Here is a 13,825-nt window from a genome sequence, read left to right on the forward strand (position 1 = left end):
TGTTCCTCCTTACAGTTGATTTATTAATATTTTCTGTAAAAAGGGTTAAAATATGCTTGGTTTATTTTACAATTCCTTTTGGATTATAAACAGTTTTAGTTATCACTATGCTGTTTTTCCTTCTGTATTCTCTGTCAAAGTAGTTGAAATAGGCACCCGGAGAAATAACTCCGTTAAGGTTTAATATATCTATCCCTGCTTGTCCCAATATTGAATCGGCGAATTTAACACAGTTGGTATAAAATGTAAAATAATATTTAAAACGACCTCTTTTGATTTTTCTGAAAGTGATGCTATTTGCTTTAGAAAGTTCGCTTGCATAATCATCATAATCTTTGTGTTTATTATTGTAATAGTCAATAGGTGCAAGCCAATAATAAGAATTAGCCATGTGTTCTTTTATTTTATTTCTGACTTTTTCGATTTGTAAATCAGTTAGTCTTAAACCAAAATCAAAAATTGTTTTTTCATCGTACCAATTACAAAACTTTATATATTTTTCTTTACTTTTTGCAAAAAACAGAACGCCTTCTCCCATGGAACCGAAAAGTTTTAAAGATGAAAAATCATAGTTACCGTATGAAATGACATATCCGTCAAAGAAAAAATCAACATGCCCGAATGCTCCCGTACCATCTTTCTTTACATGTATCAATATATCCAAGTTCGGTTCAAGTCCGATTTGATTTTCGCTTAAATTTATTTCTCCGTTATTAGTATCTACTTGATTTATAAAATCATTTACTTTTTTTAGTGTACTTTTTAAAATATTTGTCGTAAACAAAACAGGAAGTCTAACGGAAAATTTTCTTATAAGTTTATTTGCGTATGACTTTGGTATTTCTTCATCAATAAAATCAGTAAATATAGTAATTCCGTAAAAAATCAAATATAGTCCGGTTAGTTTCGTGATTATAAATGTTTTATCATAAAAATTTGCGCTGATTACGAGAAAAGCTATAACGAAAAATGCAATCGATTTTAATATCATTAAAATCGAAAACGGAGCTTTTGCTTTTTTATATTGATAAAAAACTATTGCGGATATAGTTCCTAAACACAATGAGTAGAATACTACAAAGGCGGGGAATATTATAAGTATCAAATTAGGTTTTATGAAAGCAAGGATCCCCTGAATCAGGATTACAAAATCACCGAGAAGAACAAAATTGTTTTTATTATTATTTTTTGAATAAAAAGAATAGAATTTAGAAAGAGAAGTGTAAATCAAAATAGTTCCTACGATCATAGGGAACCATTCTAAAAATATATCTGTTTCGAAAAAAATATATAGACCAAGAGTTATCAATGCCATTGAAGATACAAATAAGTTTAATGCCGATATATTTTTCTTAAATTCCATTTCATTCCTCCTGATGTAATATTATATCATGTTACATATAAACTTCACAGTTAAGATTAAAAGTTTTGATTGTTTTTATATAAAGTCTTTCCCTCTTTTATTGTTTCCAATATCTTTATTTCCTTTAAATTATCAGGATTACATATCTTTAATGGATTTTTATCTAAAATAACTAAATCCGCAAATTTTCCTTCTTTTATGCTTCCCTTTGTATCTTCTTCAAAATAGGAATAAGCCGCATTTATCGTAACGGCTTTTAATCCTTCCAATATAGTTATTCTTTCATCACTGCCGAGTGTCACTCCATTTTTAGTCGTTCTGTTTACACCTATCCATATACTTTCGAAAATGTCCGGGTTAAGTACAGGGGTATCTTCATGTATGGTATATATCAAATCAATTTTAATAGCCGTTTTTATAGGTGAAATTTTATAAGCTCTGCTGCCTAGGTTTATTAAATGAATATCTCCCCAGTAATATATATGGTCAACAAAAAATGATGGTATCATATTATACTTTTTCATCCTTCTAATTTGGTCTTCTCTTATTGTTTGAGCATGTATCATAACAGGTCTTATATCATTTTTTGGATTTAAATCTTCGAATGATTTTATAAGCTGTTCTGCTGCTGCATCTCCGTTGCAGTGAGTGATAAGCTGGATATTTTCATTCAGAGCGGTTTTGATAACGCTTTTAACTTCTTCATCATTATAAATCGGATATCCCTTATATTCTTTTTCTCCATTGTAAGGTTCACTTAGCCACGCAGTTTTACCTTGAGGTGAACCGTCGAGAAATAGTTTATAACCTCCTATTTTATAATGATTTATATATTTTAAATATTCCTTATGTTTTTCTAATATATTTTATTATTTTTATATCAATATAACTTACAACGTCTATATCAAGTTTGTTTCTTTTCGACATTGTTTTTAAAATTTCGAATTCTTTTTCTCTTGTGATTCCATCCTGTGCTGTGGTAATACCATAGCTCAAATAAACACGTTCTGCTTTTTTCATTGCTTTTATGATTTTATCCATGGAAAAGTTATCAAGCTTTTTTGAGTTATTTGTAAAAGCTGTTTCTTCTAAATATCCGTTTGGAGTGTTTGTTCCGCTGAACCTTCCGATTTTACCTCCGTCGGGATCTTTTGTGTTTTCATCTATATTTAATAGCTTCAGACCCAATGAATTTGTAACTCCCATATGTCCGGATTTGTGTGTTATCAGTATCGGTATTTCTATGCTTGCTTTATCTAATATTTCTTTTGTAGGATGAGTTTTTTCTTCCAAAAAATTGTGGTCATAGCCAAAACCTATCAAGTAGTCATTGTTACTTAAATTGTTTTTATTTTTAAAGTCTTTTAGTATATTTATTATATCATCATAATTTTTAGCATTTGATAAGTCTGCCGTTAATGAAGTCTGCGCAAGAGCAGTGATATGACTGTGCGAATCGATAAAAGAAGGCATAAGACATTTCTGACCTAAGTCTGTAACTATCGTATCTTTGTCTTTCAGTTTTATAATATCGTTATAATCACCTGTAGCTGATATTTTATTATTGTCAATTAGTACCGCCTGAGTGTATAATTTATTCTCCATAGTAACTATGTTGTCGCCGTAATAAATTTTTTTCATGTTATCCTCCATTATTATCTTTATTATAACCCATATTTTATAATATACATTTTACTTTAATAAAAATATTTATATGTTATTATAAAATAAAAAGGAATGAGCAATATTATGAGAGATAAGATAAAGACGGTAGGTAATTTGATAGATAAAGCAAGTGTGGCATTTATAGCAAGTATAGATGAAGATGGTTTCCCGAATATGAAAGCTATGCTGGTTCCGAGGATAAGACAAGACATTAAGACATTTTATTTTACTACAAATACTTCATCAATGAGAGTCAGACAATATCTGAAAAATGATAAGGCAAGTATTTATTTTTATGATAAAAGGTTTTTCAGAGGAGTTATGCTTGTAGGGAATATGGAAGTTTTTACAGATAAGGACAGTAAAGAACTGATATGGCGTGAGGGAGATGAAATGTATTATCCGAAAGGTGTTACAGACGAAGATTATGCGGTCTTAAGATTTACTGCATTTAAGGGTCGTTATTATAGAAATTTTTCAAGCGAAGATTTTAATATCGAATAATAATAAAAAAGCACTTTAAGTTGTCTTTTTATTTTACTATTTTTATATATTTACTGCTTATATAACCGCTGTATTTTTTCTTCCCTTTTGTAAAAGAAATCCTATACCATTTCTTTCCTTTTTTATCCTTTTTATATCCCGTTACTTTTACCTTTTTGTTTTTAGAAACTTTAGTAACTTTTTTATAGTTAGTACCTGCATTTTGCCTTACATAAACTTTTGAAGCTTTGATAATCCCATCAGCCTTCATTGATACCAATGTCTTTTTAACTGCTTTAGCTTTTAATGTAGGTGAATAACCTCCAAAATATAAAGATCCATTTAAAGTTCTATAAGCTCTTACTTTATATTTATAGGTTTTATTTTTAGATACTTTTTTATCTTGATATTTATTAGTTTTAAGTGTTTTATAATGTACATATCTTTTTTTCTTTGGTGAATATTTATACAGTCTATATCCGCTTGCTCCTGTTATTTTAGACCATGATAAATTGATTTTTTTTGTTGTAGATGTAGTAACTTTTAATGTTTTTACTTTTTTAGGGTCAGTAGTAACTTTTAATTGTTCAGACATCTTTCCATAGTTGTACTTTTCGTTTTCAAGTGTATAGCTTCTTATTTTATAATAGTATGTCGTTGCAGATTTTAGTTTTGTATTAGTCCAAGTTGTCGTTACATTGTTTTTTATATTTTTAATTTGTTCATATTTCTTGGATGTAGGATTATATCTGTAAATTATATAGCCGTCTGCATTGGATATTTTAGTCCAAGACATTTTTATTTTACTATCGCTATTCCCCAAATATTTAAGTGTTTTTGCAGAGTACCAGAAATTCATGTCCACTCTTCCAGAGATACCGCTTACTTTTCCGTCGGATGAATACTGCCAAAATGTATAATCTCCGTTATAAGAAGTACTTGTGCTGTAATGAGCGAGCCACACAGCATATTTTGCGTCTATAGTTTCTTTATTTAAACTGTAATTTAACATACTGTAGTTTGCATATAACATTGGAGTATATCCTGCGGCTTTTATCGTATTTAAAAATTCCATGCAGATATTTGTTGCAGCTGTTTTAGATAGTTTTGCTTGGGTGAGTCTTCCGGAAGATCCTCCAGAGTATTCATAGTCCATTACTACAGGAAGGTCCATTTTATATCCTTTTATTTTATTTAATGTATAATTTGCTTCCTGTCTTGCTTCTGCTTTTGTTATAGCCTGTGAAAAGAAATAAACACCCACTTTTATGCCTGCCGCTTTTGCTCCGTTTATATTTTTTACAAACATGCTGTCATCAAAAATAGTTCCGCTTTTACCGTATCCTCTTGCGGCAACTCTAATAAATACATACTTTATACCCGCATTTTTTACTTTGGTCCAGTTTATATTATTATTCCAAACAGATACATCAATACCATTTACAATCACACTGCCGTCAAACTTACTGTTATGAGTGTATGTTTTGCCGGTAAAGTTACTTTTGGTTTTCGTACTCATTGTACTTTTCATAGAACCACCGCCATAAAAGTCCTTTGAAATATTTCCCTTTGCTCTGAATTGTTCCGGGTCGTCAACTGCTGTTTTTACTGTTTTGGTGTTTGCATTAGTGTTTTTTTCGCTTGCAGCTATGGGAGTAACCACTATGCTCATTATAAACATCAATGACAAGATAAATGATAGTATTTTTTTCATATTTCCTCACTTTAATCCTAATAATCTATAATTTCTATATTTTATATGATAAGTATAGCATAATATCTTATTAAGTGTGCAATATAAATATAATTTAAATATTGTATGTTTTGATTTTTCTTATAATGAGAAATGAATTTTGATATTTACTTGAAGTAATTATTATACTTTTACAGTCCTCTCATATATTCTTCTTTTATATATTCTTTTCCTTCCAGTGCGGCATTTAATTTATTAATAAGTTCTTTTTTATCTTTATTTAAAGTTCCCTTTAAATTTACGTAATTGGAAGCGTGGTTTGCTCTGAATACTGCATTATCACAATTTAGATTTTCAATGAGCAATTTTGTTTCTTTTAAGATGTCATATGGATCCATTACTTTAAACGTACCTTTTTTTATTTCATTCTCTAAAGGTACTCCCGGTTCTATCATCAAAGTAAGAAGTCCTATATATTGTGGGTTCATTTTTGATAAAGTTTTTCCTGTTTCTACTGCATGTTCTTCCCATAATTCATATCCTCCAAGTCCCGATATAGCAGTGACGGATAACATGATACCTGCATTATGGATTTTATTTGCGGCCTCGATCATTTCTTTTGACGTGACACCTTTTTTTACTCTTTTAAGTATCTTGTCGCTTCCGGATTCAAGCCCCAGATAAACCATTTTCAGTCCTTTATCCTTAAGTGTTTTTAGCTCTTCTTCGGATTTTAAGAGTATACTTTTTGCTGAAGCATAGCAAGAGATTTGTTTACATTCAGGGAAATATTCTTTTATAAAATCCAGTATTTTTATAAGCATATCAGCTTTGCATATCAGTGCATCTCCGTCCGCTAAAAATATTTTACTTATATTTTTATATAATTCTCTTGCTTCTTTAAAATCTGTTAAAATTTCATCTATATTTCTAATATGAAAATTTTTATCTTTGTACATACTGCAAAATGTACATCCATTTTGACTGCAGCCTATAGTTACCTGTACTATCAAACTTCCCGCTTCGCTGGGAGGTCTGTATACTATTCCTTGATAATTCATTTAGTTCTCCTTTTTATCTATAAAAAAGAAAGTGAGAAAACACTTTCTTTTAGTAATATATTTCTTCTTTTGTTTCTTTTTCTGCTTTTTCGCCCATTAGCTCTTTTAAGATAGCAAATCCAAAGTCGATGGTAGCCGCGGCACTTCTTCCCGTAATGATTTTACCGTCCGTAACCACGTACTTATCTATATATGTCCCTCCGAAATCTTCGTTCATTGAAGTGAAGCAGGTATAATTTTTATTTTTAAGGTATCCTGCTCTTCCGAGTATTGTAGGACCTGCGCAAATTGCACACATATATTTATCTTTTTTACTGAACGACTTGATTAAATTTTGTACTTTAGTACTTGCCTCTATAGCAACGTATTCGGGACCTCCCGGAAGTATCAATGCTTCATAGTCTTCTTCTTTTATTTGGGAAAATGGTTTTAGATTAGTGCATGTGATCCCAAATCTGCCTGTCGCATCTTTATCGAGAAGTGAATATACATCTACGTCTACGCTGCCTCTTCTTAGAATGGCGAATGTTCCTATAGCTTCTATTTCTTCAAATCCGTCTGTTATTATCATACAAACTTTCATATTTATTCTCCTTTTATTTAAACTTATTTATTATTTATGTTGTTTATATATTATAACACTTATTTAAGTTTTAATATAATAGAAGTTGAAGTTTCATTGAATGTTCATATTGATATATTATTTCCCGCCGTAGATTATTTTATCGTTTTGAGTAATGATAGGGGAGAGTTCTGTTTTATCTCCGTAAATATCATTCCTCGACAGTAAATAATTTATAAGCTGCTTTTTGCTATTGAACTTAGTTATTTGATAAGGTGCTTCCGGTCCGAACTTTTCCAAGAACAGTAAACTTTTATTGTTTTTTATAAGTACTCCCGTATGTCCAATAAACCTTAGATTATCAGAAGGGGAATGCATGTATAGTGATATAAGAGATATATTACTTTTCTTGAACTTGATATTCTTTGATTTGAATGATTTAAGTATTTTTTGTTTGTGCTGTTTTAATGTTTTTGTTCCTTTTACATTAACGGAATTAAACAATATAGTATATTTTTTCTTATCACTTTTGGTCATTTTAAACTGCGGAGCGTTTTCTATCGCATCTACATCGAACATCATAAATGTATCATTATGATTTGCCTTCCCTTTGGTTTTAATCAAATTTTATATAATAAGAATGCACTCATCCTGCAGTTTACCTCTGGAGCAAAATCTCCGTTTTTTAGTTTCTTTGATTTAAATGTAAAGTTATCATAATTTACGGCTTTACCGTCCGTTTTTATAAATTCTTTTGCTTTAAGCTTAGATGAACGTTTATATAAATCATTTACCCACTTAAAATATTTAACTGTTTGCTTTTTGGATACCTTGTTTTTGATTAATATTTTAGATACTTTAGTTTGTGCAGTTTTACTTAACATATTAGAGTAAGTAATAGGCTTGCTTTTAGCTCGGACATCATTTTTCGGCACTGATAAAATACTTACCGCACAAATTAAAGCCAATGCAGCGGCGATACTTTTTAAATATTTTTTCCTCATTTGTATACTCCTTTTTTCTGATTTTTTCAAAGTCTATCAGATGTAAGGTTTGGTATCAATGCTTGTCCGTCCTTATTAATATAATCTTCATATATTTAATAATTTCTTAAAATATTGTGATGTTGATATAAATAGATTTATTTAATAAAAAAAGAAAGTCATCAGACTTTCTTTTAAATATTAACAACTTTGATTGGCTCTTTTATTTTTATAATTTCCGTTTGTTCTTTTCTTATTCCTGTTTGAATTTTTACTTGATGATGTTCTTCTGTTATTTTCATAGAATATTAAATCATCTTTTAAAGACTTGTTTCCATATGATTTTTGTTTTTTTCTTCTTGCATTATTTTTATTACCGTCGTTATATCTTTTTGTTTCTTTGTTTATGGAAATATCTTCGATCTTTACGATATTTTCTTTTGTTTCGCCAAAGTATAAGTTTAAGGCAGCTTTTGCTATTTGGTTTTCACTGTATCCCAAGTCTTTTAAGTCAGATATCATTTCATCGTGTGAATTATTTTCTCTTTTAAGTGCGCTTATTATAACTGACATATTGTCTTTAGAATTCTTTGAGTTTATATCGTTCTTTGTAGGTATATCTAACTTTTTGATTTTTGAGTTGGTTTCTTTTAATATCATTTTAAGGTCGGTAACTTGTTTTCTATTATTTGTCATTGTAATAGAAGTTCCTGTTTTTCCGCCTCTTGCGGTCCTTCCTATTCTATGGATATAGTATTCGGAATTTTGAGGTATGTCATAATTTATAACATATTCAACGTCTTTTACATCTATTCCTCTTGCCGCAACATCTGTCGCAACCAGTATTGGAGTTTTTGCATTTTTGAAATTAGACATTACTCTGCTTCTTTCGTTTTGTCTTATATCACCATGAAGACATTCTGCACTAAATCCATTTTTACGAAGGAACTTTGTAAGGTCGTCTACCATACGCTTTGTATTGCAGAAAATGATTGTAAGCTTCGAACCGTAGTAGTGAAGGAGAAGATTTAATACTTCTTTTTTCTTTCCTTTTGGTACATCTATATAATTTTGAGCTATTTTATTTACTGTCACTTGTTCCTTATCGATTTGAATAAGTAATGGATTTTTTAAGAATGTATCTATGATATTCATTATTGCAGGCGGCATTGTTGCGGAAAACAGTACAGTCTGTCTTGTGTCCGGTGCGGTTTTTAAAATCGTATCTATATCTTCTTTGAAACCCATGCTTAACATTTCGTCTGCTTCATCAAGTACGACCATTTTTATGTTTTGTAGTTTTAAAGTACGTCTTTTAAGATGATCTTTGATCCTTCCGGGTGTACCGATTACGATATGAGCTTTTTTAAGTTTTGAAATTTGTCTTTCCATTGATACACCGCCGTATATATCTACGACTTTTATTTCAGGCATATATTTGGTAAGTTTCTTTATTTCTGCATATCCTTGCTGTGCCAATTCTCTTGTAGGACAGATTATCAAAACCTGTGCGGTTGGTTTTTCTTGTTCTATGTCTATTTTTTCAATGGCAGGAATTGCAAATGCTATTGTTTTTCCTGTTCCTGTCTGTGATTTTCCTATAACATCAACTCCACTTCTTATTGCGGGGATCGCTTTATTTTGGATATCTGTGGGATTTGTAAATCCCATTTCATCTAATACTCGATTTATATCTAAGTTTATTTCGAGCTCAGAAAATGTAGTTTTGTTCATTTATTTCCTCCTGTACACTTACCTGCAAAATAAAAAACGAGGTACACTCCTCGTTTAATTTTATATTTTTATATAAATTGCAATACGCGTAAATGTTTATTCAGTATATCATAATAGTAATAAAAAAGCAACTTTCTTTTGATTTTATATTTTAATGTCTGATTGAAATGTGATTTTTACATCATTATTATTTTTTAATATGTCTGATAATTTTTCTTTGTCTTCTATATACCCTAGCCTTGTATATTTATTAAATGTCTCAAAATCTTTATAAAATATAACGATGCAGTCAGAACCGTAGAGCATTATATCTCCCGATTTAATATTTTTTATATCCTCTTCATCTTGAGTAAGGGATGAAGATATATAATAATATTTTTCATTTCAGTTCATTTCGTTCATATTTATCGTCATGGGAAATTGGTTTATTAGCTCTTCGGTGGAGTCACTTGTATACAGTTTTGCAGAAAATGTGTTATTGTTTATGAAAATATCAACAGGTATCAACTCTTTGTTATTTTTCTTGTTATTTTCATATGCTAAATTTTCTGATACGGAAGGGCTGTTATTTTCTTTTCTTTGGTTTTTGTCTGTGCAGTTTTTATTGCAAGCCGTAAGAGATAATGCTATGAATATTATCAAGATTAAAGAAATTAATATTTTTGTATTTTTCATTTATTATTTACCTTTAAACATTTTTACCCATATCATATGCTGATTTAAGAATATCGGATAAAGCACTGATACTTGAGGATTCGTCTGCCCCCGTACCTTTAATGACACCTTTTAGACTTGCTTTTTCAAAGCAGTCGATCCAGCCTTGTAATCCTTTTAACGCCCCGTCCATTGACCTTTTGTCCGTGTCTGCCGAAGCAGCCAATAAGTATATGTCTCTAAATGAATAGTCTGAGGGGAACAAAGGATTAGACCTGTCAAGCAATACTTTCATTTGTCCCGACATTTCATAGAAATATATAGGTGTTGAAAAGACAATTACATCTGACGTTAACATTTTATCTATTATTTCCTTAACCTCATCATTGATTATACATTTTTGAGTTTTTTGACAGGCTAAACAACCTATGCAAAAATTTATTTTCTTATCTTTTAAGCTTATTATTTCAACCTCATTTTCTGCTTCAACCGCACCTTTCTTGAATTCCTCTGCAAGGATTTGTGAATTACTGTTTTTTCTGAGGCTTGTTGAAATAATCAAAACTTTTTTATTCATATTAATTCTCCTGTTTATTTTTTATCTATACTCTTAATGACTTTTGCGGGAACTCCGCCTTCAATAACATTTTGCGGAACGTCTTTGGTGACTACCGCACCTGCGGCTATTACCGAATTATCTCCTATGGTTACTCCGGGAACGATTGTCGCATTAGCACCTATCCATACATTTTTTCCTATTACAACTTTAGACGGATGTGTGGTGCTTCTTTCTTTGGGATTAAAATCATGATTAAGTGTGGCTATTACTACATTATGCCCAATAAAGGCTCCGTCACCGATCGTGATACCTCCTTGGTCCTGAAAGCAGCAGCCTGAATTTATGAAGACATTTTTACCGATGGTTATATTTTTCCCGCAGTCTGTGTAGAAAGGCGGGAACATTCCGAAGCTGTCGTCCACGGGTTTACCTGTAAGCTCGGAAAACAGTTCACGAATTTCTCTAGGTGTATTGTAAGAATTGTTTAGCTTTGTTGTGATTTTCATGGCTTCGTTACTAAGTTTTATCATATATTCATGAGTATTGGAGGCCTTCGGTATGGGTAACTCGTCATTTACGTGTTCTAAAAATTTTTCTAAATCCATATTCTTATCTCCGATTTGTTTTCTAACGATATGATTTTCTAAAGATTTCTGCACAGTCTTCATGAGTCATTTCACATGGATTTGCGAGGAACAATCCGCCCATTGTTTCCCTTGCATTTGTAGCAAGAGTATCCGCTTCGTCAATAGTAAATCCGTAATTGCTCATCTTAAGGTTTTCTACGTTACATTCTTTTTGTAGGTTGTATAAAGCCGTAAGGAAATCTTCCGGTTTATCTGCGTCTTTTATTCCCATTACTTTCGCCATTTTAATAAACTGTTCGTCACAGGCGTGTTTATCGATAAAGAATTTATAGAATTCATTTGAAATCATAATAAGTCCCGCACCGTGAGGTAAATTGCTGTGATAAGCACTCATTGCGTGTTCCATGGAATGTTTTGCCGTTGTGCTTGTAAGCTGCATCGTTATTCCTGCCATGGTACTTGCGTAAGCAACTCTTTCTCTTGCTTCGATATCATTCCCGTTCTTTACTGCAATAGGGAGGTATTTTGCTATATTTTCAATAGCGGATAATGCTATGGTTTCGCTTAAGATATTTATGTCTTTGCTTATCATTACTTCCGTGTTGTGAAACAGTGCGTCAAAACCTTGGTATGCGGTGTATTTTGCAGGTACTGTCAGCATTAATGTCGGGTCGACTATAGAAAGAACGGGATTTAGTTCGGGAACTCCTCCGAAACCTATTTTTTCATTTGCTTCATTGTTGCTTATAACTCCCCAGCAGTTTATTTCGGAACCTGTTCCCGAGGTGGTTGCTATTGTTACGATTGGTAGAGGTTTACTTATAAGCGGCTTAGCTTTACCTGTACCTCCTGCAACATAGTCCCATAAATCTCCCGGATTGGTAGCCATTGCCGCAACTGCTATAGAAGAGTCCAGTACCGCACCTCCTCCGAGAGCTACTATGAAATCACAGCTATTTTTTTTTGCTGTTGAAGCCGCTTCCATAACAACTTCTTTTGTTGGGTTTTCGTGAATATTAGCACATAAAGTGTACTCCACCCCTGCTTCTTCCAGTTGTTTTTGAACCTTATTTAGCGTTCCGTTTTCCCTTGTTGATTTTCCGTTTGAAATAAGCAGTAAAGCTTTCTTACCCGGTAATTTTTGTTTGCCTAGTTCGTTCAACATTCCCGTTCCGAACAATAAGTTTGTCGATGTAAATAAATTAAAATTCATGTTCATAATAAAATCTCCTAAATTTTTTTAATATATTTGTTTCTTCATTTTATAAATCAAATAGTCGAGACAATCGATCATTTTGTAACTATCATGGATTTGATTTATAAGTGAAGTCCTGTGCATTGAAAGAAGCCTAAGTTGTCCTTGATGGTTGCCGTATTTTTCAAATTTGATATACTTTGTTATGAAATCATCATTACAGCCCGCATCTTTTAGATTTTGAATAATATCAAGTTTACTTTTCATAATAATGCCTCCTTCTTAATTAAATTATATGTAAGAAATATAAAATAGCAAATACCTATATTGAATGGATTACCATAGTTGACAGGAATGGTAATAATCTATAAAATATAAAAAAGATAAAAAAGATAAGGAGATGCGATAATATGGAATTAAGAGTACTTCGTTATTTTTTGGCGGTTGCCAGAGAAGAAAATATTACTGCGGCGGCGGAAGTTTTACATATAACTCAGCCGACACTTTCAAAACAGCTTATGGATTTGGAGAAGGAGCTTGGAAAACAATTATTTATAAGAGGGAAAAGAAAAATTACCCTTACCGAAGAAGGTATGTTTCTTCGAAGGCGTGCTCAGGAGATCGTTGAGCTTGCTGATAAAACTCAGTCGGAGTTTTTATCAAATGAAGATATAATAAGCGGGGATATATATATCGGCGGGGGAGAGACCGATGCCATGAGGATAGTGGCTAAGACCGCAAAAGAACTACAAAAAAATTATCCGGGTATCAGATATCATCTCTACAGCGGGAATGCACAGGACGTGACCGAAAGGCTGGACAAGGGATTATTGGATTTTGGTATTTTAATAGGTTCATCGAATTTAAATAAATATGATTATATTAGGCTTCCCGTTACGGATACATGGGGGCTTTTGATGAAAAAGGACAGCCCTCTTATGGATAAAGACGTGATAAGTTCAGCGGATTTAAAAGATTTACCTTTGATAGTTTCCATACAGGCGCTGAAAACAAATGAATTATCGGGGTGGAGCGGGTATAGCTTTGAAGATTTAAATATCGTTGCGACTTATAATTTAGTTTATAATGCTACATTAATGGTCGATGAAGGGCTGGGATACGTACTTACTTTGGATAAGCTCGTAAATACCTCCGGTGGAAGCAAGTTTTGTTTTAAACCGCTGAAACCTAAATTGGAAGCACCTCTTTATATCGTTTGGAAAAAGTATCAGGTCTTTTCAAAGGCTACCGAGAAATTTATTGAGGCATTGCAGGATTTATTGTGA

General features: G+C 31.8%; 15 protein-coding genes and 1 pseudogene. 2 read left to right on the forward strand and 14 right to left on the reverse strand.

Annotated features, from left to right (window positions below):
* Nucleotides 1-61: 61 nt before the first annotated feature.
* The 3 genes from ANASTE_RS09985 to ANASTE_RS12310 are packed head-to-tail and all read right to left on the reverse strand — an operon-like array spanning nt 62 to nt 3,004.
* Entirely contained in the window at nt 62-1,363 is a 1,302-nt protein-coding gene (locus tag ANASTE_RS09985) for a DUF308 domain-containing protein (RefSeq protein ID WP_007050899.1), read from the reverse strand.
* Between the two features lie 56 nt (nt 1,364-1,419).
* On the reverse strand, nt 1,420-2,226 hold the full coding sequence (locus ANASTE_RS12305) for an amidohydrolase (protein WP_341271241.1): 807 nt from the start codon (nt 2,224-2,226) through the stop codon (nt 1,420-1,422).
* On the reverse strand, nt 2,210-3,004 hold the full coding sequence (locus ANASTE_RS12310; RefSeq protein ID WP_278183685.1) for an amidohydrolase family protein: 795 nt from the start codon (nt 3,002-3,004) through the stop codon (nt 2,210-2,212). Before ANASTE_RS12310 ends, ANASTE_RS12305 begins: the two co-directional genes overlap by 17 nt.
* A gap of 108 nt (nt 3,005-3,112) precedes the next feature.
* On the opposite strand from ANASTE_RS12310, the gene ANASTE_RS09995 reads away from it, so the two are divergent.
* The gene (locus tag ANASTE_RS09995) at nt 3,113-3,532 is read left to right on the forward strand and encodes a pyridoxamine 5'-phosphate oxidase family protein (protein ID WP_007050902.1); all 420 of its coding nucleotides are present in this window, start codon (nt 3,113-3,115) and stop codon (nt 3,530-3,532) included.
* Between the two features lie 28 nt (nt 3,533-3,560).
* Here ANASTE_RS09995 and ANASTE_RS11550 read toward each other — a convergent pair whose 3' ends face one another.
* From ANASTE_RS11550 to ANASTE_RS10050, 11 genes and pseudogenes are all read right to left on the reverse strand, one after another.
* On the reverse strand, nt 3,561-5,225 hold the full coding sequence (locus ANASTE_RS11550; RefSeq protein WP_052294613.1) for a GH25 family lysozyme: 1,665 nt from the start codon (nt 5,223-5,225) through the stop codon (nt 3,561-3,563).
* 170 nt (nt 5,226-5,395) lie between these two features.
* Nucleotides 5,396-6,265, reverse strand: coding sequence for a radical SAM protein (locus tag ANASTE_RS10005; RefSeq protein ID WP_007050904.1), 870 nt, complete (start codon nt 6,263-6,265; stop codon nt 5,396-5,398).
* Between the two features lie 49 nt (nt 6,266-6,314).
* Nucleotides 6,315-6,848, reverse strand: a complete 534-nt coding sequence (locus ANASTE_RS10010) for a DJ-1/PfpI family protein (RefSeq protein WP_007050905.1) — start codon at nt 6,846-6,848, stop codon at nt 6,315-6,317.
* 117 nt (nt 6,849-6,965) lie between these two features.
* Nucleotides 6,966-7,409 carry a DUF4300 family protein gene (locus ANASTE_RS10015; protein WP_156777672.1) on the reverse strand — a complete coding sequence of 148 codons (444 nt, stop codon included), beginning with the start codon at nt 7,407-7,409 and terminating at the stop codon, nt 6,966-6,968.
* A 38-nt stretch (nt 7,410-7,447) separates the two neighbouring features.
* Nucleotides 7,448-7,831, reverse strand: a complete 384-nt coding sequence (locus tag ANASTE_RS12315; RefSeq protein ID WP_007050907.1) for a DUF4300 family protein — start codon at nt 7,829-7,831, stop codon at nt 7,448-7,450.
* A gap of 180 nt (nt 7,832-8,011) precedes the next feature.
* On the reverse strand, nt 8,012-9,544 hold the full coding sequence (locus ANASTE_RS10025) for a DEAD/DEAH box helicase (RefSeq protein WP_007050908.1): 1,533 nt from the start codon (nt 9,542-9,544) through the stop codon (nt 8,012-8,014).
* Between the two features lie 144 nt (nt 9,545-9,688).
* A pseudogene (locus tag ANASTE_RS12250) lies at nt 9,689-10,219 on the reverse strand (cyclophilin-like fold protein).
* A gap of 13 nt (nt 10,220-10,232) precedes the next feature.
* Nucleotides 10,233-10,775, reverse strand: coding sequence for a flavodoxin family protein (locus ANASTE_RS10035; protein WP_007050911.1), 543 nt, complete (start codon nt 10,773-10,775; stop codon nt 10,233-10,235).
* A gap of 14 nt (nt 10,776-10,789) precedes the next feature.
* Entirely contained in the window at nt 10,790-11,362 is a 573-nt protein-coding gene (locus ANASTE_RS10040; protein WP_039945575.1) for a sugar O-acetyltransferase, read from the reverse strand.
* A 22-nt stretch (nt 11,363-11,384) separates the two neighbouring features.
* Complete coding sequence (locus ANASTE_RS10045; RefSeq protein ID WP_198004123.1) at nt 11,385-12,557, reverse strand: iron-containing alcohol dehydrogenase; 1,173 nt, start codon at nt 12,555-12,557, stop codon at nt 11,385-11,387.
* 27 nt (nt 12,558-12,584) lie between these two features.
* Nucleotides 12,585-12,806 carry a hypothetical protein gene (locus ANASTE_RS10050; protein WP_007050914.1) on the reverse strand — a complete coding sequence of 74 codons (222 nt, stop codon included), beginning with the start codon at nt 12,804-12,806 and terminating at the stop codon, nt 12,585-12,587.
* A gap of 143 nt (nt 12,807-12,949) precedes the next feature.
* Between ANASTE_RS10050 and ANASTE_RS10055 the strand changes: the two genes are divergently transcribed.
* The gene (locus ANASTE_RS10055) at nt 12,950-13,825 is read left to right on the forward strand and encodes a LysR family transcriptional regulator (protein WP_007050915.1); all 876 of its coding nucleotides are present in this window, start codon (nt 12,950-12,952) and stop codon (nt 13,823-13,825) included.

Origin of the sequence: Anaerofustis stercorihominis DSM 17244 (assembly GCF_000154825.1) — a bacterium.
Classification (GTDB): Bacteria; Bacillota; Clostridia; order Eubacteriales; family Anaerofustaceae; genus Anaerofustis; species Anaerofustis stercorihominis.

Excerpts from the sequence above, each read along its gene's own strand:
- ANASTE_RS10055 (WP_007050915.1), top strand. The coding sequence starts at position 12,950 with ATGGAATTAAGAGTACTTCGTTATTTTTTGGCGGTTGCCAGAGAAGAA.
- ANASTE_RS10015 (WP_156777672.1), bottom strand. The coding sequence starts at position 7,409 with ATGATGTTCGATGTAGATGCGATAGAAAACGCTCCGCAGTTTAAAATG.
- ANASTE_RS10025 (WP_007050908.1), bottom strand. The coding sequence starts at position 9,544 with ATGAACAAAACTACATTTTCTGAGCTCGAAATAAACTTAGATATAAAT.
- ANASTE_RS10005 (WP_007050904.1), bottom strand. The coding sequence starts at position 6,265 with ATGAATTATCAAGGAATAGTATACAGACCTCCCAGCGAAGCGGGAAGT.
- ANASTE_RS12315 (WP_007050907.1), bottom strand. The coding sequence starts at position 7,831 with ATGAGGAAAAAATATTTAAAAAGTATCGCCGCTGCATTGGCTTTAATT.
- ANASTE_RS09985 (WP_007050899.1), bottom strand. The coding sequence starts at position 1,363 with ATGGAATTTAAGAAAAATATATCGGCATTAAACTTATTTGTATCTTCA.
- ANASTE_RS10050 (WP_007050914.1), bottom strand. The coding sequence starts at position 12,806 with ATGAAAAGTAAACTTGATATTATTCAAAATCTAAAAGATGCGGGCTGT.
- ANASTE_RS10010 (WP_007050905.1), bottom strand. The coding sequence starts at position 6,848 with ATGAAAGTTTGTATGATAATAACAGACGGATTTGAAGAAATAGAAGCT.
- ANASTE_RS09995 (WP_007050902.1), top strand. The coding sequence starts at position 3,113 with ATGAGAGATAAGATAAAGACGGTAGGTAATTTGATAGATAAAGCAAGT.
- ANASTE_RS12310 (WP_278183685.1), bottom strand. The coding sequence starts at position 3,004 with ATGAAAAAAATTTATTACGGCGACAACATAGTTACTATGGAGAATAAA.
- ANASTE_RS10045 (WP_198004123.1), bottom strand. The coding sequence starts at position 12,557 with ATGAATTTTAATTTATTTACATCGACAAACTTATTGTTCGGAACGGGA.
- ANASTE_RS10035 (WP_007050911.1), bottom strand. The coding sequence starts at position 10,775 with ATGAATAAAAAAGTTTTGATTATTTCAACAAGCCTCAGAAAAAACAGT.
- ANASTE_RS10040 (WP_039945575.1), bottom strand. The coding sequence starts at position 11,362 with ATGGATTTAGAAAAATTTTTAGAACACGTAAATGACGAGTTACCCATA.
- ANASTE_RS11550 (WP_052294613.1), bottom strand. The coding sequence starts at position 5,225 with ATGAAAAAAATACTATCATTTATCTTGTCATTGATGTTTATAATGAGC.